This window comes from Microbacterium sp. LWO14-1.2 (assembly GCF_038397715.1).
Taxonomy (GTDB): Bacteria; Actinomycetota; Actinomycetes; order Actinomycetales; family Microbacteriaceae; genus Microbacterium.
This window is the reverse complement of record NZ_CP151633.1, coordinates 2753177-2775778: the sequence shown is the minus strand read 5'-3', so window position 1 is coordinate 2775778 and position 22602 is coordinate 2753177. Positions and strand designations below refer to the sequence as shown.

The following is a 22602-nucleotide window of genomic DNA, read 5'->3' as shown; positions in this document are numbered from 1 at the left end:
CCCGTCGGAGGTGTTACGCCTGGGCGTCGTCCGACCGGAACGGGAAGCCGAGGTGGCGCAGCAGGGCGCGGCCCTCGTCATCCGTCTTCGCGGTGGTCACGACGGTGATGTCGAAACCGCGAACCCGGTCGATCTTGTCCTGGTCGATCTCGTGGAACACGCTCTGCTCCTGGAGACCGAAGGTGTAGTTGCCGTTGCCGTCGAACTGCTTGGCCGACAGACCGCGGAAGTCGCGGATGCGGGGCAGTGCGAGCGAGACCAGGCGGTCGACGAACTCCCACGCGCGGTCACCGCGGAGGGTGACGTGCGCGCCGATGGCCTGACCCTCGCGCAGCTTGAACTGCGCGATGGACTTGCGAGCCTTCGTGACGATCGGCTTCTGGCCGGTGATCTTGGTGAGGTCGTCGACCGCACCATCGATCACCTTGCTGTCGCGAGCTGCCTCGCCGACACCGGTGTTCACGACGACCTTGACCAGGCCCGGGATCTGCATGACGTTCGCGTAGCCGAACTCGTCCTGCAGCGCCTTCTTGATCTCAGCGTTGTACTTCTGCTTCAGGCGGGGCTGGATCTTGCCAGCCTCCACGGCAGTCTCGGTTGCCATCAGAGGTCCTTACCGCTCTTCTTCGCGAAGCGCACGCGGACGGTGCGCTTGACGCCGTCCTTGGTCTGCTCCTCGACACGGTGACCGACCTTGGTCGGCTTCTTGGTCGAGGGGTCGACGAGTGCGACGTTCGAGATGTGGATGGGAGCCTCGACAGTCTCGAGGCCACCCGTCTTGGTGCCACGCTGCGTCTGACCGACGCGCGTGTGCTTGGTGACGTAATTCACGCCCTCGACGACGACGCGGTTGCGCTCGGACAGGATCTCGAGGACCTTGCCCTGCTTGCCGCGCTCGTCCTTGGGTCCGGTGATGACCTGAACCAGGTCACCCTTCTTGATCTTCGCCATGACTTAGATAACCTCCGGCGCCAGCGAGACGATCTTCATGAACTTCTTGTCGCGAAGCTCACGGCCGACCGGGCCGAAGATGCGGGTGCCGCGGGGCTCCCCGTCGTTCTTCAGGATCACGGCGGCGTTCTCGTCGAACTTGATGTACGAGCCGTCGGGACGGCGCGTGGACTTGACCGTGCGGACGATGACGGCCTTGACCACATCGCCCTTCTTGACGTTTCCGCCCGGGATCGCGTCCTTGACCGTCGCGACGATGGTGTCGCCCAGACCGGCGTAGCGGCGGCGCGAGCCACCGAGGACGCGGATCGTGAGCAGTTCCTTCGCGCCGGTGTTGTCGGCGACCTTGAGGCGAGACTCCTGCTGAATCACTTGGCCTTCTCCAGAATCTCCACCAGACGCCAGCGCTTGGTGGCGCTCAGCGGGCGGGTCTCGTTGATCAGGACGAGGTCGCCGATGCCGGCGGAGTTCGCCTCATCGTGCGCCTTGACCTTCGAGGTGCGGCGGATGACCTTGCCGTAAAGCGGGTGCTTCACGCGGTCCTCGACCTCGACCACGATGGTCTTGTCCATCTTGTCGCTGACGACGTAGCCACGACGGGCCTTGCGGTAACCGCGGGCCTCGGCGTCGCGCACATCGTGCGCGGCGTGCTCGACCTCAGCGGCTGCAGCCTTCTTCTCAGCCATCACTCGGCCTCTTCCTTCACGGCGTCGTCAGCGGCATCCGCCTTCTTCGCCTTCGACTTGGACGCCTTCTTGGCCGGAGCCTCGACGGGAGCGGGCGTCGCACGGATGCCCAGCTCGCGCTCGCGGATCACGGTGTAGAGGCGCGCGATGTCGCGCTTGACGGCGCGGATGCGGCCGTGGCTCTCCAGCTGGCCGGTGGCCGACTGGAAACGGAGGTTGAACAGCTCCTCCTTGGCCTTGCGCAGCTCCTCAACGAGGCGCTGGTCTTCGAACGTGTCGAGCTCTGCCGGAGCGAGCTCCTTGGTGCCGATCGCCATTACGCGTCGCCCTCCTCGCGCTTGATGATGCGTGCCTTGAGCGGCAGCTTGTGGATTGCTCGGGTCAGTGCCTCACGAGCGAGTTCCTCGTTGACACCGGCGACCTCGAAGAGGACGCGACCCGGCTTGACGTTGGCGACCCACCACTCGGGCGAGCCCTTACCGGAACCCATGCGGGTCTCAGCCGGCTTCTTGGTGAGCGGGCGGTCCGGGTAGATGTTGATCCACACCTTTCCACCACGCTTGATGTGACGGGTCATCGCGATACGAGCGGACTCGATCTGACGGTTCGTCACGTACGCCGGGGTGAGGGCCTGGATGCCGAACTCGCCGAAGGAGACCTTCGTGCCGCCGGTGGCCTGGCCATCGCGCTTCGGGTGGTGCTGCTTGCGGTACTTGACCTTGCGGGGGATAAGCATCAGGCAGACGCTCCTTCTGCGACGGGAGCCTCGTTGCGGGGCGCGCGGCGGCGGTCGCCACCACGGTCGCCACGACGGGACTTCGGTGCGTTGGCCTGCTCGCGAGCAAGCTCCTTGTTGGTCAGGTCGCCCTTGTAGATCCAGACCTTCACGCCGATGCGGCCGAAGGTGGTCTTGGCCTCGTAGAAGCCGTAGTCGATGTTCGCGCGCAGCGTGTGCAGCGGCACACGACCCTCGCGGTAGAACTCCGAACGGCTCATCTCGGCGCCGCCGAGGCGGCCGGAGACCTGGATGCGGATGCCCTTGGCGCCAGCGCGCTGCGCGCCCTGGAGACCCTTGCGCATCGCGCGACGGAACGCCACACGAGCAGAGAGCTGCTCGGCGATGCCCTGCGCGACGAGCTGAGCGTCGGCCTCGGGGTTCTTCACCTCGAGGATGTTCAGCTGGATCTGCTTGCCCGTGAGCTTCTCGAGGTCGCCGCGGATGCGCTCGGCCTCTGCACCACGACGACCGATCACGATGCCCGGACGGGCGGTGTGGATGTCGACGCGGACGCGGTCACGGGTGCGCTCGATCTCGATGTTCGAGACGCCGGCGCGGTCGAGCTGCGTCTGCAGCAGACGACGGATCTTGATGTCCTCGGCCACGTAGTCGGCGTAACGCTGACCCGGCTTCGTCGAGTCCGAGAACCAGCGCGACACGTGGTCCGTGGTGATGCCGAGGCGGAAGCCGTACGGGTTTACCTTCTGTCCCATTACTTGCTCGCCTTCTTGTTGCTGTCGCCCGCAGCGGCCGGAGCCGCCTCAGGCGTCGAGAGCACGACCGTGATGTGGCTCGTGCGCTTCTTGATCTGGAAAGCGCGACCCTGTGCACGGGGCTGGAAACGCTTGAGCGTCGTGCCCTCGTCCACGTACGCGTTCTTCACGTACAGGTCCTGCTCGTCGAGGTACTCGCCGTCACGATCCGCCTTGACCTGCGCGTTGGCCATGGCCGACGCGACAAGCTTGTAGATCGGCTCACTGGCGCTCTGCTGTGCGAACTTCAGGATCGCGAGAGCTTCCTGGGCCTGCTTGCCCTTGATGAGCGCGACGACACGACGAGCCTTCTGAGGGGTCACGCGGATGTGTCGCACGCGTGCGATGGACTCCACCATTTCTCTCTCCTCTATCGCCCCCGCGTCAGCGGCGGCGGCCCTTCTTGTCGTCCTTCTCGTGGCCGCGGAAGGTGCGGGTGGGCGCGAACTCGCCCAGCTTGTGACCGACCATGGTCTCGGACACAAACACGGGGATGTGCTTGCGACCGTCGTGGACCGCGATCGTGTGACCCAGCATGGCCGGGATGATCATGGACCGACGCGACCAGGTCTTGATGACGTTCTTCGTGCCGGCTTCGTTCTGACCGATCACCTTGCGAAGCAGGTGCTCGTCGACGAAGGGGCCCTTCTTGAGACTGCGAGGCATCTTCTCTTACTCCTACTTGCGCTTCTTGCCGGCGTTACGGCGACGCACGATGTACTTGTCGCTTTCCTTGTTGGCGTGACGGGTACGACCCTCAGCCTGGCCCCAGGGGGTGACGGGGTGACGACCACCGGACGTCTTGCCCTCACCACCACCGTGCGGGTGGTCGACCGGGTTCATCGCGACACCGCGGACGGTGGGACGGACGCCGAGCCAGCGCTTGCGGCCGGCCTTGCCCCAGTTGATGTTCGACTGCTCGGCGTTGCCGACCTCGCCGATGGTCGCGCGGCAGCGCGCATCGACGTTGCGGATCTCGCCCGAGGGGAGACGCAGCTGAGCGTAGGGGCCGTCCTTCGCGACGAGACGGACGGATGCACCGGCCGAACGCGCGAGCTTCGCACCGCCGCCGGGACGGAGCTCGATCGCGTGGATCACCGTACCGGTCGGGATGTTCTTCAGCGGGAGGTTGTTGCCCGGCTTGATGTCGGCGCCTGCGCCCGACTCGACGATGTCGCCCTGCTTCAGCTTGTTCGGCGCGATGATGTAGCGCTTCTCACCGTCGAAGTAGTGCAGCAGCGCGATGCGAGCCGTGCGGTTGGGGTCGTACTCGATGTGAGCGACCTTGGCGTTGACGCCGTCCTTGTCGTTGCGACGGAAGTCGATGACGCGGTACTGGCGCTTGTGGCCACCACCGATGTGACGGGTCGTGATGCGGCCCTGGTTGTTGCGACCACCGGTCTTGGCGAGCGGGCGCAGCAGCGACTTCTCCGGCGTCGATCGGGTGATCTCGGCGAAGTCAGCCACCGACGAGCCGCGGCGGCCCGGGGTCGTGGGCTTGTACTTGCGAATAGCCATGATTGTCCTTTATCCCCCGGATCAGCCGATTGCCGTGAAGATGTCGATGGTGCCCGACTTCAGGGTCACGATGGCGCGCTTGGTGTCCTTGCGCTTGCCGGTGCCGAAGCGGGTGCGACGAGCCTTGCCGACGCGGTTGAGGGTGTTGACCCCTGCGACCTTGACGCCGAAGATCTTCTCGATGGCGAGCTTGATCTCGGTCTTCGAAGCGCGCGGGTCCACGAGGAAGGTGTACTTGCCCTCGTCGATCAGACCGTAGCTCTTCTCGGACACGACCGGCTTCAGGATGATGTCGCGCGGGTCCTTGTTCAGGGCCGTCTGGAGAACAGATGCCTGCTCGCTCATGCGGAGACCTCCTGGTTGGCGCCGGACTTCGAGGAGATGAACGCCTCGAGAGCGGCCTGGGTGAAGACGATGTCGTCGGAGACGAGCACGTCGTAGGCGTTGAGCTGGTCGAACGACAGCACGTGGACGTGGCTGAGGTTGCGGATGCTCTTCAGCGCGAGCTCGTCGCCGCGCTCGATGACCACGAGCACGTTCTTCGACGTGGCGACCTGGGCGAGGAAGCCCGCCGCGGCCTTGGTCGAGGGAGCACCGTCGGTGCCGAACGAGTCGATGGCGTGCAGGCGGTCACCGCGGAAGCGGTCGCTCAGCGCGCCCAGGAGGGCGGCCGCGATCATCTTCTTGGGGGTGCGCTGCGAGTAGTCGCGCGGCTTCGGGCCGTGCACGATGCCACCACCGGTCATGTGCGGCGCGCGGATCGAGCCCTGACGGGCGTTACCCGTGCCCTTCTGCTTGAAGGGCTTGCGGCCGGCACCGGAGACCTCGCCACGACGCTTGGTCGAGTGCGTGCCCTGGCGAGCCGCCGCGAGCTGCGCGACGACGACCTGGTGGATGAGCGGGATGTTCGTCTTGACGTCGAACAGAGCGGCGGGCAGCTCGACGGAGCCTGCCTTCTTGCCGTCTGCCTTGAGGACGTCGAGCGCGAGAGTGGAGTCAGCCATGATCAGGCACCCTTCACTGCGTTGCGGACGTAGACGATGCGGCCACGAGCACCGGGGACGGCGCCCTTGACGAGCAGCAGACCCTTCTCGATGTCGACGGCGTGCACCGTGAGGTTGAGGACGGTCACGCGCTCGCCACCCATACGGCCGGCCATGCGCATGCCCTTGAAGACGCGGCTCGGGGTCGACGATGCGCCGATGGAGCCGGGCTTGCGGTGGTTGCGGTGCGCACCGTGCGAAGCGGAGACGCCCTTGAAGTTGTGACGCTTCATGACACCGGCGGTGCCCTTGCCCTTGCTCGTGCCGACGACGTCGACGAGCTGGCCGGCCTCGAAGGTGCCGTCGACCGTGAGCTCCTGGCCCAGGGTGTAGTCGCCGGCGTCCGCGGTGCGGATCTCGGTGACGTGACGACGCGGCGTGACGCCGGCTGCCTCGAAGTGGGCGGTCAGGGGCTTGTTCACCTTGCGCGGGTCGATCTGGCCGTACGCGATCTGGACGGCGTTGTAGCCGTCCTTCTCGGGGGTACGGATCTGCGTGACCACGTTCGAGGCGAGCTCGATGACGGTGACGGGAACGAGCTTGCCGTTCTCGTTCCAGACCTGGGTCATGCCGAGCTTGGTGCCGAGCATGCCCTTGGAAATCTTTGCGTTGATGTCAGCCATGTCGAACCTCAGAGCTTGATCTCGATGTTGACGTCGGCCGGCAGGTCGAGGCGCATCAGCGAGTCGACGGCCTTGGGCGTCGGGTCGACGATGTCGATCAGACGCTTGTGGGTGCGCATCTCGAAGTGCTCGCGGCTGTCCTTGTACTTGTGGGGCGACCGGATGACGCACACGACGTTCTTCTCGGTCGGAAGGGGCACGGGACCGACGACGGTCGCGCCCGCACGGGTCACGGTGTCGACGATCTTGCGTGCGGACGTGTCGATGACCTCGTGGTCGTACGACTTCAGGCGAATGCGGATCTTCTGTCCCGCCATTGTCTGCTCTCTCTCTTTAAGCGTCTTACCGTCCTGAGCCGGGTGACCCAGGGGCATTGGACGCACGTCGGCGCTGTTCGCGCCTCGGCACTCGATCGGTTCTGCGAACCGGTCTGCGCACCACTGTTCTGCTGTCAGCCCGCCCGCCTCGCGGCGAGCGGATTGCCGACCTCCGCCGCGCACGGCGAAGCCCTCGTGATGAAGGTGTCGGGGGCGTTCTGCCACCCGCGGCCTAGGTCCCTGCGCTGTCGCGCCGCCTATGCACTGCCCTGGTGGTGATCCGGCGCACGCTGAGCGCGCCGAAATGTCGAACCTGTCTATTCTGCCACGGCGGTTTTCCGTTCTGCAAACCCGGGCGTGTCGCGCTCGCTGAGCATCCGCTGAACATGCTCGGTCGCGTGCGCGCGGCGCTGTCAGCAGCGTCGCATCGAGCCGCGATTCAGACGGAGAGCGGGGCGAGGCATCCCCATGCCTCGCCCCGCTTGGGGAGGGCGTTCAGTGCGAGGGGGCACACCGAACGCGAGGACCCCGACGTGAAGGGACGCCGGAATCCTCGACCGAGGGCACGGCGGAGCATCCGCCGTGCAGGCGGGAAGACGCCAGGGCGCACAGAGTGCGCGCGTCGCACGATGATCCCCAAAATCGATTCCCCAGTTGTGACGCGGCGAGCCGCGTGGATACGGGAGGTCGAACCCCTTCGACGTCCCTCGACCGCAAGTTCCCCAGGCGGTCGACTTCATTCTAAAGGCATCCGGCACCGAAACGCGATACCGCCCTGTGGAATACCCGGTCCCGGATGCAGAGAGGCGGCGGCCCTCCCCCCGGAGAGCCGCCGCCGTGCGTCTGTGCGACGCCGCTTACTCGTTCCCGATGGCCTTGTCGGCGCTGTCGCGGATCTCGTCGATCTTGTCGGCCGCACCCGGCGCGATCTTCTTCGCGAAGTCCGCGACGCCGTCGAGCACCTTGTCGCTGATGTCCTCGGCCTGCTCGCTCTTCACGGCCTCGGCGATCTTGTCCTTGTTCTGCTCGTACAGATCCTTGCCCTTGTTGACGGCGTCTTCGATACCCATGCGGGCCCCCTTTTCACTGATCGACGGCGAGGGATCTCGCGCGTCACGTACATTCTGCACGGAGGGGACCGCACGCGGAAGGAAGAGGTGTGACGGAGCGTCATCGAGCGGCTCCATCGCACCTCTTCCCCCGGGGAACTCCTACTCCGCCGCCGACCGGCGACGTCGGTCGGCCAGCAACAGTCCGCCGACGAGCATGACGAGCGCGGCGAGGAGCGCGAGGCCCCACACCGGTTCCGCTCCGGTCGTCGCGAGCGGATCAGCCGCCTGCACGTCGGCGTCCGCCGCCGAGACGAGGCGCGCTGCCGACGTCTGCTCGCTCGCGGAGGCGACCGAGACGACGTTCGTCACTGCGGGGTACGCGGCCTGCGCGAGGTTCACTCGCACAGTGAGCGTGACCTCCTCGTCGACCGCGAGCCCGTCGGCGAGCATCCAGCTCACGACGCGTCCGTCCACGCGCACCGTCGAATCGGGCGAGCCGGCGAACGACATCCCCTCGGGCAGGGCATCTGTCACCACGATCGCACCGGGGTCGGCGGTCGGGCCGTCGTTGCGGACGACGATCCGGTACAGCCCCGTCTTGCCCGCCTGGAAGGTCCCGACGGCCGTCTTCGTGACCGTGAGCGCAGCCATCGGCGGCACGGCGACGGCATCCTCCGCGCGGTTGTCGTCCGGCGTGCGGTCGGGATGCTGATCGCTGATCTCCGCGGCGGTGACCGCGGCCGTGTTGACGACCTCGGGATACGCGCCGACCAGCACGCGCGTCTCGATGACGAGCGGTGCGGCGTCCTCCGCCGGGGCGAGAGGCTGCCCGTACCGCGCGACGACTCGGGGTCCGGCGCTCGGGTCGTCCTGGTCGACGGGCTCGACGGCCTCGACGGTCCAGCCGCTGCCGACGTCGTCGCCCACGGCCGTGAGCACCTCGAGCCCGGCCGGGACGGTGTCGGCCACGACGACGTCCTTCGCCTCCGACGGTCCGGCGTTCGCGACCTGCAGGGTGAAGGGCAGCTCGTCGCCGATGCGCACGGCATCCGCGTCATGCGTCTTCACGATCGACAGGTCGACCTCCCTCGCCACGGTCACATCGGCCGTGTCGCCGTCGTTCGCGGGATTCGCGTCCGGAGTGCCCGACGACACGCCCGCGGCGTTCGTGAGCACGGTGCCGTGCCCGACCGAGGGATCGACGAGCGCGTCGAACTCGATGGTCGGAGCGGAGGCCCCGCTCACGAGACCCGTGCCGGCCGGAGCGAGCGTGAAGGTCACAGACTGCGGAGCGGACGGATCGACCCTCGCGATCCAGGCGTCGGCGGATGCGCCGACCAGACCCGTGAACGCGATGCCGACCGGCAGCTCGTCGACCACGGAGATCGGGCCGACCGCGTCGCTCGCTCCGAGGTTCTCGACCTCGAGGCGATAGCGGGTGCTCTCCCCCGCGACGGCCGTGGCCACCTCGGCGCCGTCGGCGTCGATCGCGGTCTTCGTGAGGCGCAGATCGGCATCGGTCGTCACGTCGATGACCGCGGTGTCCGACACCTGGTGCGGAGACGTGGCCCGGCTGTCGTTCCACGACAGGGTCGCCGTGTTGGTCAGCGACGTGCCGGTGAGGACGTTCGAGCCGACGAGCGCCACGATGGTGATCGTGCTGTCCCCGAGCGGGTGAGCCGTGCGCTCACAGCTCTGATCCGAGACGTCGCACGTCCATCCGGCACCCGCGATCGACACGGCTGTGAGCCCCTCGGGCAGCACGTCCGTCACGAACGCATCCGCGACCGAGGGCCCGTCGTTGCGCACCGTGAGCGTGTACTCGACCTCGGTTCCCGCGATCCACGGGCCCGCGGCGACGTCCTTCCCGAGCGTGAGCTCGGCGAGCGTGACGATGTCGATCGACGCCTCGCCGTGGTTGTCGCTCGGGTCGGAGTCCTCCGGTCCGGTGACGTCGGCGGTGTTGACGAGTCGCTGCGGACGCACGTCCGGTGCAACGGCGGCCGTCACCACGATCGCGATCGTCTGCCCTGCCGCCAACGTGTCGGCGCCGGTGAGGGCTGCCCACGAGAGCGACCGGCCGTCATCCGAGACCGAGGCGGTGGCGGTGCGCGCACCGGCGCCGGCCACGTCGATGGTCGACGAGACGTACGTCAGCCCTGCCGGGAGACGGTCGGAGACGTCGATAGGCGCGCTCGAGATGCTCGGGCCGTCGTTCGTCACCGTGAGAAGGAAGCGCGTCTGGGTGCCGGCCGTCACCTCGGGCACCACGCCGTCGGCGACGGGCGAACCATCGGCGCCGAGCGCCTGCTTGACGATCGACAGGTCGGCCACGCGGTTCGATCCCGTGGTGTCGGCGTCGCGAGGGGTGTTCGTCGAGTTCGTCGCCTCAGCCCTCGCCCGGTTCTCGACATCGGAACCCGGCGTCAGCGCGGAGTCGACGGTGTAGGTGACGACGAACGACCGGGTGTTGTCGCCGGCCGCCGCGGGCACGGTGCCGGCGACGGCGAACGTGTCGTCCGTTCCGGGGCCGGCGGTGCGCGTCCAGCGCCCGTTCTCGTCCTCCACCGAGGCGTAGGCGAGCATGCCGGGCACCTCGTCCACGACGCGGACGTCGCGGGCATCGGCCGGACCGTTGTTGGTCACGACGATGCGGTAGCCGACCGTCTCACCGGCGACGAGAGCGGGGAGCGGGCCGCCGTACTGCGCGGCGTCCTTCCACGTACCGCCCTCACGGACCACGCGGGTCTTCGTGATCGCCAGCGTCGTGTCGTCACCAGGGGTGACCGACGCCTCGCCCGTGTTGTTCGAGGCGACCGGATCGGTCGTCGCACCGGGGGTGACGACCGCGACGTTGCGCACCGCGCCACCGGTCCACGAGGCGTCGACCGTGCCCGTGAGCGACAGGCCCTGCGCCGGTCCGACCGGCAGCTGGGCGCCCGTGAACCTCCAGGTGACGGTGTCGCCGGCGGCGGCAGGCCACCCGTTCGACGCCGAGACCGTCCACGCCGTCAGGCCGGCCGACGGATCCTGCACGGCGCTGATGCCGTCGGGGATCACATCGGTGACCGTGATGGGGGACGCGTCGGTCGAGACGGCGACGGACGGACCGTTGTTGCGCACGCTGATGCCCCACGTGACCGGACGGCCTGCGGTGACCTCCGTCGTGTTCACGGTCTTCGTCACCGCGAGGTCGGCCGCGCTCGAGATCGGCTTCGAGACGGAGGTGGCGTTGTCCTTCGTGATGTCAGCCGGGCGCTCGAACGTGCGACCGACGACGTCGGCCGTGTTCGTCGCGGTACCCGTCGCCGGAGCCTGGATCGACACGTTCGCGACGAGCACGATGCGGTCGGATCCGTCGGCCTTCAGCGTGCGGGAGCGGTCGCCGACCACGAACGGAGCGGATGCCGAGCCGGAGCCCGACAGCGTCAGAGCGACGCCGGTGGTGTCCGCGGCACTCGCGTAGTACCGGGCCGTGAAGGCACCGGTCGTCACGCCCGCCGGGAGGTCGGCCGTGTCCGTCACGCGGAACGGCCCGCTCGCGGCATCCGGCCCCTGGTTGGTCACCGTGATGCGCCACTGCGGCTGGGTGTATCCGGCCCGGGCGGAGTCGCCGGCGGTCCAGGCGCCCTGGGCGTCGCCGCCCACGGCCTGCTTGACGATGCGCAGATCCGCTCGTCCGATGTGGGCGTCGGCGGTGGCATCGGGACCCGCATAGGCTCCACTCGCGTTGCGCGTCGACCCGGTCGCGTCGGTGGCTGAGCCGCCGACCGTGTTCCGGTGGTTGATCGACAGACCGGCACCGGGCGTGGTCACGGCGCCGGGGTGCGGCACGGTCGCGAACGTCACGAGCAGCGTGCGCTGCTCCAGCGTCGCACCGCCGTCGGAACTGGGCAGGATCGGCTGTCCGTTCGCCGAACCCAGCGTCCAGGTCAGCGTCTGGCGGCCGTTCTGGGCCCCGATGGCGGGAGCGCCCAGGGCGACCGAGGCCGCCGAGCCGACCGTGAGACGCGGCGTCACGGTCGCGTCGTACTCCCAGTTCGCCGGCAGCGTGTCGGTGAGCGTGATGGTCTGCGCACCCCCGGTCCCGGTGTTCCGCGCCTGGAGGGTCCACGAGAACGACTCGCTGACGAAGGCCTCGGTACCCGTGGTCGCCCGCTTGTTCAGCGCGACCTGCGGGAACCGCGGCGTGATGTCCGCCGTGCCCGACGTGGCGGTGGCCGTCAGCGGCGCACCTCCGGGGCGAGTGCCGGTGCCGGGCCGGTAGGCCCAACCGCCGGTCGATGCCGACTCGTACCTCGTCACGACGACGCTGTTCCCGAGCTTGCCGGTGCCGAGCGACTGCGCGGCGATGAACGTGCCGTCGTAGACGAAGTCGCGGGTGTTCGACCCGGCGACGTTGCTCAGCGGACCGTCGATCGTCCAGGTGATCACTCCGCCTCGGCCCTCCTGCAGGGCGGTGGCGTCGGAGAACGTCGCCCCGGCGAACGCGGGCTGGGCCGTGTCGATGCGGATGCCGGCATCCACCGTGTCGGTCACGACGACGCCGTAGGCGGGTGCCGTGCCGGCGCCGCTCGCGTTCGTGACGCGCACGCGGTAGGTGAACGACTGGTCGGGACCGCCGAGGGAGGCCGAGCCGTAGCTGCTGTCGGGCGCGCCCGTGTTCTTGACCGCCTTCGCGATCGTCACGTCGGGGTTGAGGATCGCCACGGGGGCGGATGCCGTCGCCGACCCGCGCTCGGCGGGATCCGTCGCCCCGTCCACGCGGTTCCAGGCGAAGGTGGCGCTGTTGACCGGAGCGGCCGACGTCACGGCCGTGGTGAGGCGCGCCTGGTAGGTCACGGTGATGGTGCGCGGATCGCCCGCCGCGAGGATGTCGTCGCGATCGATGGTCCACGACAGCTCGTTGCCGCGCAGCGTCGGGGCGCCCACGGTCGGCTGGTCCGCCGCGCCCGCCCACTGCACGCTCTCGGTGCGGGTGCCCTCGGGGAGGAACTCCACACCGGCCGGCAGGGTGTCGGTGAGCACGACGTCGTAGAAGTTCGTGCTCGAGGGCAGGGTCGTCGTGACCGAGTAGGTGACGATCTCGCCCACTGCCGCGGATGCCGGCGACGCGGTCTTCGTGACGGAGGCGTCGGGCATCCGCACCGTGGCGTCCGCCGAGCGCGTGATGAGGCCGCGGCGCTGGGCCGTGTCCTGATCGGCACCCACGGCGAGCGGCAGTGTGTACCCGCTCAGCTCGGCGCGGTTGACGAACTGGGAGCCGCCGCCCGCGAGTGCCTCGACCGTGCCGGTGTAGGTCAGCGTGGGGGCCGCACCCGTGCCGCGGATGGCCGGGATGGTCCACTCGATGAGGGTGCCGCTGCCGGTGCCCTTCTGGATCGCCGCGTTCGCCGATCCGGAGCAGGTGTCGGCGAGGATCCGCGCCGTGCCCACGGAGGGCGCGAGTGCGGACGGCGTGATCTGCCGCGGCACGCAGTCGATCACCGTGACGTCGTAGAGCGCCGGGCGGTTCGCCGCGTTGCTCGCGGTGAGCGTGTAGGTCACGGTCCCCTTCGCCGAGACGGTGGACGACGACGTCGTCTTCTTCAGCGTCGGCGACGGCTCGACGAAGTCGACGGATGCCGTGTCGGTGCGCGTCAGGCGCGCGCCGCCCTGCGCGTTGGGGTCGAGGAACGTCAGCCGTGCCGTGTTCGTGAGAGTCGTGCCGTGGGCGATGTCGGCCCGCGAGCTGCCCGCGGTCGAGGCGTCCTTGTCGGTCACCCATACCGTGATGCGCGCGCGGAAGGTCTGCGGCTCCGACGTGCCGTTCGTGTAGACGTCGGGGAAGGTGAGCACGCCGTGCGTCTCACCCGCCCGCTCGGAGGACCGGAAGTCGGAGGGGGACGCGCCGATGGCCAGCGGGGCACCCGATGGCCCGAAGAACGCCGCACTCCCCTCGACGTACTGGTAGGCCATCGATCCCGAGCCGGGCGAGATGCCGAGCCTGCCGTCGTCGGAGAGCACGGCACCCCTGACGGTGGTGCGCGCGGGGATCGTCACGGCGTACTCGAACGTCGCTCTCTCGCCCTGCACGATCTGCGTCGCGCTGTTGCGGGAGCCGTCGCCGAGGTCGCTCGTCCCGGTCGACGCGTCCGCCGCCGGAGCGACCTCGGTCGACACGAGCTTCTTGTCGACCGCCACGTCGGGCAGGTGCACCTCGGCCGTGCCGACGGTGTCGTCGTCGGATGCCGCGACCTCGCCGTCGCGCGGGGCGCGGGTGGTGAGCTGCTGCCCTCCCCCGTCGCCCTGGGGTACGACCGTGGTGGTGCGGCTCGCGGTGTTCTCGACGGCGTAGCTGACGAGCCCCGCGGTGTTGGTGTAGCTCTGGGTGAGCTGTGCCGCGGCTCCGCCGCCCGTGACCCCCGCCGGTACCGTCAGCGTGTAGCCGAGGGTCAGCCCGCGCACCTGCGCCGCCGTGGTCTCGGTGGCTGTCGTGGAGCCGGCCACCGAGGCGCCGATCTTCCAGGCGATCACCGAGCGCCCCGCGAACTCGCTCGCCAGCGAGATGCCGTCGGGCAGGGCATCGCCGTCGTCGTACGCTGCGACGGCGACGTCGTCGGCCGGAATGGCCGTCGTCGTCCCCGCGGCGTAGAGCTCCGAGGTGAAGGAGCCGACGTCCGCCTTGGTGACGCCGGCGGGCAGGACGTCCCAGACGACGTAGTCGGTCGTCGTGTTCTGCGGCGCCGTGACGTCGATGCGGTAGTCGACGGCATCCCCTTGCACGACCTGACGCGTGGGGATCCGCGCGCCGAAGTCGTCGCCGATCACGGAGCCGTTGACCGCGCGGATGCCCTTGGTCAGTGTCGCGCCCCAGTCGAGGTCGATGCCCGCGTCGTCGCGCAGGAAGGAGATCTCGCCGTCGACGTTGACCTGCTGGTACTTGGCGTGGTTGAGCGGGCTGTCGACGTCGTCCCGCGACGCCGACTGCGCCACGACCTCGGCGCGGATGTAGATGATCGCTGCGCTCCCGGCCGGCATGAAGCGGTCGCCGCTGCCAATGCGGTTGTGGGCGCCGAACTCCCAGGTGAGCGAGGTGCCGCTCGCCTGCGTGTTCGGGATGTAGTCGGTCGGGAACGAGCCCGACCCCCACGTCACGGGCCCGGCGGTGTTGCTGAAGCCGGGGATACCGCGGTAGCCGTACTGGATCTCGGCGATCTCGACGCCCTCGGGGAGGTAGTCGGTGAGGATCGGGTTGCGCGTGTCGATGCCCGTGGCGAAGGGCACCGTCACCCGGTACCAGACGTCGTCGCCCGGCGAGAACGGCGTCGTGCTCTCCGCGGACCAGGTCGCGTCTGCATCAGCGGGCGACTGCCCCCGCTCCAGGACCACCTTCTCGAGCCCCGTGTAGTTCGAGGTGATCAGCGCCGACGAGTCGTCGAGCGCGTGACGGGTGCCGCCGACCTTGGCGCTCAGCGCCGGGTCGTTCGCGATCGCCGCGATCGGGGTGGTCTCGGCCGCGACCTGGACCTTGTTGAGGAACCGGTCGCCCGAGCTCGTGCCGCCGTTCGCGCCGGTGTAGTTCGGACGCTGCATCACGGAGTACTCACCCGTGAACGACGCGCCCGCGGCGAGGTCGTCGACGGCGAACGTGGCGGTGAACGTGCCGTCGGTCGTGGTGTAGACGAGGGAGGTCAGGTGGAGTCCTGGCGAGAGCACGGCGCCACGAGCCTCGGTCGGCAGGTTGCACGCGTCGCCGGGGACCTCGAGGTTCCACCCCTCCTTCGATACGGTGCGGTCGTCGATCTTCAGCGCGGTGTCGCCGCCGGAGACGGGGAAGGCGGGGCAGAGGCCGTTCGGGATGACGTCGGTCAGCACGATGTTCGAGGCGTCCACGTACTCGCTCACGTCCACGCGCACCGAGTAGGTGGCGACGGAGCCCGTCGTGAAGAGACCGCCCGACTCGACGCCCTTCACGACGCGGATGTCGACCGCCTCGATGATCTCGTCGTCATCGTCGCTGGCGGCACGGTAGGCGGGGTCGCCGCCGAGCACGGGCCCCTGGTAGGTGCCCGCGACGACCGCGACGTTGCGGAACGTCTGAGCGGCCTCGGCGGTGTCGGCGCCGCCATGGCGCGTGGAGGCGCCCGTGTTGTTGTCGAGGTTCGCAGCCTGCGTGCCCGCTGCGGCCGCCGGAGCGGCGCCGGCGGGCCACAGGGCGTTGGCCAGGAGCGGCACGGCGGCGTGATAGCGGATCTCGGCGGTCGCGCCGGCCGTCAGGTCGCCCAGCGTCCACACGATCTTCGTGTACACGCCTGCACCGGGCAGTCCCAGCGCCGCTGCCTCTGCCGCGGTGACCGCGATCGTGTCCACGCTCTCCCCGGCGGTCGTACCGCCGGAGACCGGACCCGCGCCCTGGTATTCCGCACCGGAGGAGTTGTCGATCGCGGCGAGCCCGAGGTACTCGAGACCGGCGGGCAGGTAGTCGGTCACCGTCACGCCGGACGTCGCCCCACGCGTGGTGTTCTCGACTCGCAGGGTGTAGGTCGTGACGTTGCGGTGCACGCCGCGGAGGAGTTCGCTCTCGACGCTCGGCTCGCTCTTCACGATGCGCAGGGCCTGCACGGGCACGTCGTCGGTCGCGGTGCCCGCGCCGGACGTGTGGGTCGTTGTCTTCGCGACGCTGGGCGAGCCGTCGAACGTGGGAAGGCGGGAGGGGTCGTCGCTCGTGTACGCGCGGATCGAGAAGCCGACCTCGCCGCCGACGGGGTACAGGTCGGCGATCGGAGCAACCGTGACCGTCGACGAGACGGTCGCGCCCTGCGGGAGGTCGTTGACGTTCGACCACACCCAGACCTGCTGCCCCTCGGGGACGGAGCAGAGCGGGGGCTCGTCCGACAGAGCAAGGCCGGCCGCGAGGCAGTCGGTGTCGACGGTGCGCGACCGGTTCGGGAGCACCTCTCCGGCCTGGAAGACGGTCGGGGCGCCGAACGCGCCGGCCGAGACGAAGGAGACGGATGCCGGGAGCGTCGCGACGAGGCTCAGGTTGAACTGCGCTCCCCCGTCGGTGTTCGCGACGGCGATGTCGAAGCCGACGTTCTCGCCCGCGAGCACGAAGTCCTTGCCGGCCGACGCCGGGTCGACGTTCTCGGCGGAGACGCGCGGCGCCCACGGCGCGGCGGTGGCCATCTGCGCCGACACCCCGAGAGCCAGTGCTCCCGCGATGAGGGAGACGACGGCGGTGATGGCCGTCAGTCTCCGGGCGCGCTGATTCATCTTTCGACGCAGGGTCGAACGCATGCTGAAACTCCCCTATGACCCCGCACGCCACTCCCCGGCGTGCAGGCACTCCCCTCGCGCATGCACACCACGGATGCGGGACCGCGAACCCTCGGGGGTTTCAGCGGAACGCATCGACAGCCGTCATCCCGGCCTTGACCCCGGGAGACGCACACGGGCTGCACGAAGTGCAGCACCTCTCACCGTATATGACACTTCAAGTTATATTCAAGCCCATATATCAAGGAGATGTGCGCCGGGGACGACGAAAGGGGCCGGACCCGAAGGTCCGACCCCTTTCGCAGGAAGCAGATGCTTACTTGATGATCTTCGTCACCGTACCGGCGCCGACCGTACGACCACCCTCACGGATGGCGAAGCCGAGGCCCTCCTCCATGGCGATCGGCTGGATCAGCTCGACCGTCATGTCGGTGGTGTCGCCGGGCATGACCATCTCGGTGCCCTCGGGCAGCGAGATGACGCCGGTGACGTCGGTGGTACGGAAGTAGAACTGCGGGCGGTAGTTCGTGTAGAAGGGGTTGTGACGGCCACCCTCGTCCTTGGACAGGATGTACGCGGTGCCCTCGAAGTCGGTGTGCGGCGTGACCGAACCCGGCTTCACGATGACCTGGCCGCGCTCGACGTCCTCACGCTTGGTGCCGCGGAGCAGCAGACCACAGTTCTCGCCGGCCCATGCCTCGTCGAGCTGCTTGTGGAACATCTCGATACCGGTAACGGTCGTCTTCTGCGTCGGGCGCAGACCCACGATCTCGACCTCGGAGTTGATGGCCAGGGTGCCACGCTCGGCGCGACCCGTGACGACGGTTCCACGACCGGTGATCGTGAAGACGTCCTCGACGGGCATCAGGAACGGCTTGTCGCGGTCACGCTCGGGGTCCGGCACGCTGTCGTCGACGGCCTGCATGAGCTCGAGGATCTTCTCGGTCCACTTCTCGTCGCCCTCGAGGGCCTTGAGAGCGGAGACCTGGACGACCGGAGCGTTGTCGCCGTCGAAGCCCTGGCTGGAGAGCAGCTCGCGGACCTCGAGCTCGACGAGCTCCAGGATCTCCTCGTCGTCGACCATGTCGGACTTGTTCAGCGCGACGAGCAGGTACGGAACGCCGACCTGCTTGGCGAGCAGCACGTGCTCACGCGTCTGAGCCATGGGGCCGTCGGTGGCGGCGACCACGAGGATCGCGCCGTCCATCTGAGCCGCACCGGTGATCATGTTCTTGACGTAGTCGGCGTGGCCGGGAGCGTCGACGTGCGCGTAGTGGCGCTTCGGGGTCTCGTACTCGATGTGCGAGATGTTGATGGTGATTCCACGCTGGCGCTCTTCCGGCGCCGAGTCGATGGAAGCGAAGTCGCGCTGCACGTTGGTGTCGGAGGGGTACTTGTCAGCAAGCACCTTCGAGATCGCTGCGGAGAGCGTGGTCTTGCCGTGGTCGACGTGACCGATCGTTCCGATGTTGACGTGCGGCTTGGTCCGCTCGAACTTGGCCTTAGCCACTGGGTCCTCCTCAGGACGTCGTTGTAGAGGTGCCGGGCACTGGATTGCGACCGGTTCTCTACGGGTTTGATTCTCAGTTTAGTAGAGAGGGAATGTGAAGTTGTAGGTGACCTGGGAGCCGGGCCGGAACCCGGCTCCCAGAAAGGGTTACTCGCCCTTGGCCTTCTGAACGATCTCGTCGGCCACGGCGCGCGGGACCTCGGCGTAGCTGTCGAACTCCATGGAGTAGACGGCACGGCCGGAGGTCTTCGAGCGCAGGTCGCCGATGTAGCCGAACATCTCGGACAGCGGCACCGACGCACGGACGACCTTGACGCCTGCGGCGTCCTCCATCGACTGGATCTGGCCACGACGCGAGTTCAGGTCGCCGATGACGTCGCCCATGTACTCCTCAGGGGTACGGACCTCGACGGCCATCAGCGGCTCGAGCAGCACGGGGTTGGCGCGACGAGCGGCCTCCTTGAAGCCCATGGAGCCCGCGATCTTGAACGCCATCTCCGAGGAGTCGACGTCGTGCGCCGCACCGTCGACGATGGTCGCCTTGACGCCCACCATCGGGTAGCCGGCGAGCACGCCGACGTTCATGGCGTCCTGGAAACCGGCGTCGATCGAGCCGATGTACTCACGCGGGATGCGACCACCGGTGACCGAGTTCACGAACTCGTAGGTCTTCTCGCCGTCGAGCTCGAGCGGCTCGATGTTGAACTGGATCTTGGCGAACTGGCCCGATCCACCGGTCTGCTTCTTGTGCGTGTAGTCGTGCTTCTCGACGGCCTTGCGGATCGTCTCGCGGTACGCCACCTGCGGCTTGCCGACGTTCGCCTCGACGCGGAACTCGCGCTTCATGCGGTCGACGAGGATGTCGAGGTGCAGCTCGCCCATGCCCTTGATGGTCGTCTGACCGGTCTCGGGGTTGAGCTCCGTGCGGAAGGTCGGGTCCTCCTCAGCGAGCTTCTGGATCGCGAGACCCAGCTTCTCCTGGTCGGCCTTGGTCTTCGGCTCGATGGCGACCTCGATCACCGGCTCCGGGAACGTCATCGACTCGAGGACGACCGGCGCGTCGATCGCGGCGAGGGTGTCACCGGTGGTGGTGTCCTTCAGGCCGATCACGGCGTAGATGTTGCCGGCGGTCAGCTTGTCGACCGGGTTCTCCTTGTTGGCGTGCATCTGGAAGATCTTCCCGATGCGCTCCTTCTTGCCCTTGGTCGAGTTGATGACCTGGGCGCCCGACTCGAGCTCGCCCGAGTAGACGCGCACGTAGGTCAGACGACCGAAGAACGGGTGCACGGCGACCTTGAAGGCCAGGGCCGCGAACGGGTCCTTCGCGTCGGGGTGACGCTCGATGATCTTCTCTTCGTCCTTCGGGTCGTGCGCCTCGATGGCGGGCACGTCCAGCGGGGACGGGAGGTAGTCGACGACGGCGTCCAGCATCGGCTGCACGCCGCGGTTCTTGAACGCCGAGCCGCAGAGAACGGGGTAGATCTCCGAGGCGACGACCATCTTGCGGATGGCGCCCTTGATCTCGGCGACCGTGAGCTCCTCGCCGCCGAAGAACTTCTCGAGAAGCTCCTCGTCGGTCTCGGCGACCGTCTCCAGCAGCTGCTGGCGGTACTCCTCGGCCTTGTCCTTGAGGTCGGCCGGGATCTCCTGGATCTCGTACGACGCACCCATGGTCACGTCACCCTTGGCATCGCCGGGCCAGACCAGCGCGCGCATCTCGACGAGGTCGATGACGCCGACGAAGTCGTTCTCGGCACCGATCGGGAGCTGCAGCACCAGCGGCTTGGCGCCGAGGCGGTTGATGATGGTGTCGACGGTGAAGTAGAAGTCCGCGCCGAGCTTGTCCATCTTGTTGACGAAGCAGATGCGGGGGACGTTGTACTTGTCGGCCTGACGCCACACAGTCTCGGACTGGGGCTCGACGCCCTCCTTGCCGTCGAACACGGCGACCGCGCCGTCGAGGACGCGGAGCGAGCGCTCCACCTCGACCGTGAAGTCCACGTGACCGGGGGTGTCGATGATGTTGATCTGGTTCTTGTTCCAGAAGCAGGTCACGGCGGCAGACGTGATCGTGATGCCGCGCTCCTTCTCCTGCTCCATCCAGTCGGTGGTCGAGGCGCCGTCGTGCGTCTCGCCGAGCTTGTGGTTGACGCCCGTGTAGAACAGGATGCGCTCGGTCGTCGTGGTCTTGCCAGCATCGATGTGCGCCATGATGCCGATGTTCCGAACCTTGCTCAGGTCGGTGAGCACGTCTTGTGCCACAGGAGTGTCCTTATCTTTTCTGGCAGTCGTACTGCGAAGAGGGGGTGCCCGCCCCCGGCGGGTGGCCGGGGGCGAGCGAAGCTGTTACCAGCGGTAGTGAGCGAACGCGCGGTTCGACTCGGCCATCTTGTGGGTGTCCTCGCGGCGCTTGACCGCGGCACCGAGGCCGTTCGAGGCGTCGAGGATCTCGTTCTGCAGACGCTCGGTCATCGTCTTCTCACGACGACCCTTGGCGTAGCTCACGAGCCAGCGCAGCGCGAGGGTGTTCGCACGGTGCGGCTTGACCTCGACCGGCACCTGGTAGGTCGAACCACCGACGCGGCGGCTCTTGACCTCGAGAGTCGGGCGGACGTTGTCGAGCGCCTTCTTCAGCGTGGCGACGGCATCCTGACCGTTCTTCGCCTCGACGCCGCGGAGGGCGTTGTAGACGATCGACTCGGCGAGCGACTTCTTGCCGTCGACCAGGATCTTGTTGACCAGCTGGCTGACGATCGGAGCGCCGTAGACCGGGTCGTTGACGACGGGACGCTTGGGGGCGGGACCCTTACGAGGCATTGGACTCAGCCCTTCTTCGCGCCGTAGCGGCTGCGAGCCTGCTTACGGTTCTTGACGGCCTGGGTGTCCAGGGCGCCACGGACGATCTTGTAACGGACACCGGGGAGGTCCTTGACACGACCACCGCGCACGAGCACCAGCGAGTGCTCCTGCAGGTTGTGGCCCTCACCGGGGATGTACGCGGTGACCTCGGTGCCGTTGCGGAGCTTCACACGAGCGACCTTGCGCATCGCCGAGTTCGGCTTCTTCGGGGTGGTGGTGTAGACGCGGGTGCAGACCCCGGCCTGCTGCGGGTTCGACTTGAGCGCCGGTGCCTTGGTCTTCGAGACCTTGGGCGAGCGACCCTTGCGAACCAACTGCTGAATGGTTGGCACGTTCTCTCCTCATAGTGCTGCACGGTGACAGCGTGATGGGTTTCACATCATGACCCACCGGCACGCCGGAACCGGCGAGCTTTTGCGGTGGTGGGTATGCCGTGGGGGCGGACCGGCCATGGAGCCGGCGCCCAGCGCGCACGTCAAGACGTGCACACACCTGATCAAGTGTAATGCCGCGTAACGTGACCGGTCAAATGGCGGCGCGCCCCGCCGTGCTAGGAGGCGTCCGGATCGAACGGGGAGTCCAGCGACTGCGTCAGCTCGGCCAGCAGCGCCTCGATCTGCGGCTCCACGTGCTGCGAGATCGCGGCCTGGATGCGGATGCGGTGACGCAGCAGGATGCCGCAGATCTCCCGCCCCACCATGTTGGCGTACTCGTCGGCCAGTGCGACCTCCTGCCGCAGGGCCGCCTTCGCCTCATCGGTCAGCGGTGGGAGCGGAGGGAGCGCTGCGGACTCGTCGTCGGCCATGCCGGCGATCGTGAAGAGGAACGGCGCTCCGGGAACCGGCTCCGGGTCGAGGGGCAGTCCGTCGAACTCCGGATCGAGGTCGTCGGCCGGACGGTAGGTGCGGGCCCGGTTGCGCGCCGCCTGCTGGTCGAGCTCCCGCTGCAGCATCGGCAGGTTGCGCGTCGTGTACTCGGCGACGGCGTGGTCGACGATGGTCTTCATCCGCGTGGAGAGGCCGTGCTGCACTCCGTGCGGCGCGTTCGCGCCGATGCCCGCCGCGGAGAGGATCGGCGACCCGAGGCACCGTCGGCAGGGCGCGACGCGCCCCCGGTGGGTGGCCGGCTCCCAGCGCGGCACCCAGCGCAGCCAGGCCTCGACGGCCTGGTCGACCTGCGTCTCCAGCGAGCGCTCCACACCTAGAGCGTACGATGCGCACACCCCGAGCGCGGCGATTTCCTGCAGGACGGCGAG

21 protein-coding genes are annotated in these 22602 nt (G+C 68.2%); all 21 read right to left on the bottom strand.

Going from position 1 to position 22602, the window contains the following annotated elements:
- Positions 1-13: 13 nt before the first annotated feature.
- On the bottom strand, positions 14-604 hold the full coding sequence (gene rplE, locus MRBLWO14_RS13310) for a 50S ribosomal protein L5 (RefSeq protein ID WP_096715096.1): 591 nt from the start codon (positions 602-604) through the stop codon (positions 14-16).
- Positions 604-951: a 50S ribosomal protein L24 gene (rplX, locus tag MRBLWO14_RS13305; protein WP_050722503.1), complete on the bottom strand. Its 348-nt coding sequence runs from the start codon at positions 949-951 to the stop codon at positions 604-606. Before rplX ends, rplE begins: the two co-directional genes overlap by 1 nt.
- A gap of 3 nt (positions 952-954) precedes the next feature.
- Positions 955-1323 carry a 50S ribosomal protein L14 gene (gene rplN, locus MRBLWO14_RS13300; protein WP_053097479.1) on the bottom strand — a complete coding sequence of 123 codons (369 nt, stop codon included), beginning with the start codon at positions 1321-1323 and terminating at the stop codon, positions 955-957.
- Entirely contained in the window at positions 1320-1637 is a 318-nt protein-coding gene (rpsQ, locus tag MRBLWO14_RS13295; protein WP_096715095.1) for a 30S ribosomal protein S17, read from the bottom strand. Before rpsQ ends, rplN begins: the two co-directional genes overlap by 4 nt.
- Positions 1637-1954 carry a 50S ribosomal protein L29 gene (gene rpmC, locus MRBLWO14_RS13290; protein WP_050722500.1) on the bottom strand — a complete coding sequence of 106 codons (318 nt, stop codon included), beginning with the start codon at positions 1952-1954 and terminating at the stop codon, positions 1637-1639. Before rpmC ends, rpsQ begins: the two co-directional genes overlap by 1 nt.
- Entirely contained in the window at positions 1954-2373 is a 420-nt protein-coding gene (rplP, locus tag MRBLWO14_RS13285; protein WP_045275476.1) for a 50S ribosomal protein L16, read from the bottom strand. The genes rpmC and rplP overlap by 1 nt, the downstream gene beginning before the upstream one ends.
- Positions 2373-3128, bottom strand: a complete 756-nt coding sequence (rpsC, locus tag MRBLWO14_RS13280) for a 30S ribosomal protein S3 (protein ID WP_341933624.1) — start codon at positions 3126-3128, stop codon at positions 2373-2375. The genes rplP and rpsC overlap by 1 nt, the downstream gene beginning before the upstream one ends.
- Positions 3128-3526: a 50S ribosomal protein L22 gene (gene rplV, locus MRBLWO14_RS13275; protein WP_025102404.1), complete on the bottom strand. Its 399-nt coding sequence runs from the start codon at positions 3524-3526 to the stop codon at positions 3128-3130. The genes rpsC and rplV overlap by 1 nt, the downstream gene beginning before the upstream one ends.
- A 25-nt stretch (positions 3527-3551) precedes the next feature.
- Positions 3552-3833 carry a 30S ribosomal protein S19 gene (gene rpsS, locus MRBLWO14_RS13270; protein WP_045249922.1) on the bottom strand — a complete coding sequence of 94 codons (282 nt, stop codon included), beginning with the start codon at positions 3831-3833 and terminating at the stop codon, positions 3552-3554.
- A gap of 12 nt (positions 3834-3845) precedes the next feature.
- Positions 3846-4685, bottom strand: a complete 840-nt coding sequence (gene rplB / locus MRBLWO14_RS13265) for a 50S ribosomal protein L2 (protein WP_251586864.1) — start codon at positions 4683-4685, stop codon at positions 3846-3848.
- A 21-nt stretch (positions 4686-4706) separates the two neighbouring features.
- Positions 4707-5030 (bottom strand): 50S ribosomal protein L23, encoded by a 324-nt coding sequence (gene rplW / locus MRBLWO14_RS13260; protein WP_017829206.1) that lies wholly within the window; start codon positions 5028-5030, stop codon positions 4707-4709.
- Complete coding sequence (gene rplD, locus MRBLWO14_RS13255; protein ID WP_341933623.1) at positions 5027-5689, bottom strand: 50S ribosomal protein L4; 663 nt, start codon at positions 5687-5689, stop codon at positions 5027-5029. The genes rplW and rplD overlap by 4 nt, the downstream gene beginning before the upstream one ends.
- Positions 5690-5691: 2 nt before the next feature.
- The gene (gene rplC, locus MRBLWO14_RS13250; RefSeq protein WP_096715092.1) at positions 5692-6351 is read right to left on the bottom strand and encodes a 50S ribosomal protein L3; all 660 of its coding nucleotides are present in this window, start codon (positions 6349-6351) and stop codon (positions 5692-5694) included.
- An 8-nt stretch (positions 6352-6359) separates the two neighbouring features.
- Positions 6360-6668 (bottom strand): 30S ribosomal protein S10, encoded by a 309-nt coding sequence (rpsJ, locus tag MRBLWO14_RS13245; protein WP_017201594.1) that lies wholly within the window; start codon positions 6666-6668, stop codon positions 6360-6362.
- An 857-nt stretch (positions 6669-7525) separates the two neighbouring features.
- Positions 7526-7738 (bottom strand): hypothetical protein, encoded by a 213-nt coding sequence (locus MRBLWO14_RS13240; RefSeq protein WP_341933621.1) that lies wholly within the window; start codon positions 7736-7738, stop codon positions 7526-7528.
- Between the two features lie 141 nt (positions 7739-7879).
- Positions 7880-16975 (bottom strand): isopeptide-forming domain-containing fimbrial protein, encoded by a 9096-nt coding sequence (locus tag MRBLWO14_RS13235; protein ID WP_341933620.1) that lies wholly within the window; start codon positions 16973-16975, stop codon positions 7880-7882.
- 319 nt (positions 16976-17294) lie between these two features.
- Positions 17295-18488 (bottom strand): elongation factor Tu, encoded by a 1194-nt coding sequence (tuf, locus tag MRBLWO14_RS13230; protein ID WP_096715090.1) that lies wholly within the window; start codon positions 18486-18488, stop codon positions 17295-17297.
- 147 nt (positions 18489-18635) lie between these two features.
- Complete coding sequence (gene fusA / locus MRBLWO14_RS13225; protein ID WP_341933619.1) at positions 18636-20750, bottom strand: elongation factor G; 2115 nt, start codon at positions 20748-20750, stop codon at positions 18636-18638.
- Between the two features lie 84 nt (positions 20751-20834).
- Positions 20835-21305, bottom strand: coding sequence for a 30S ribosomal protein S7 (rpsG, locus tag MRBLWO14_RS13220; protein WP_050722490.1), 471 nt, complete (start codon positions 21303-21305; stop codon positions 20835-20837).
- Between the two features lie 5 nt (positions 21306-21310).
- Positions 21311-21679 carry a 30S ribosomal protein S12 gene (gene rpsL, locus MRBLWO14_RS13215; RefSeq protein WP_013584051.1) on the bottom strand — a complete coding sequence of 123 codons (369 nt, stop codon included), beginning with the start codon at positions 21677-21679 and terminating at the stop codon, positions 21311-21313.
- Between the two features lie 218 nt (positions 21680-21897).
- Entirely contained in the window at positions 21898-22545 is a 648-nt protein-coding gene (locus MRBLWO14_RS13210; protein ID WP_341933618.1) for a spermidine/putrescine ABC transporter substrate-binding protein, read from the bottom strand.
- Positions 22546-22602 lie beyond the last annotated feature (57 nt).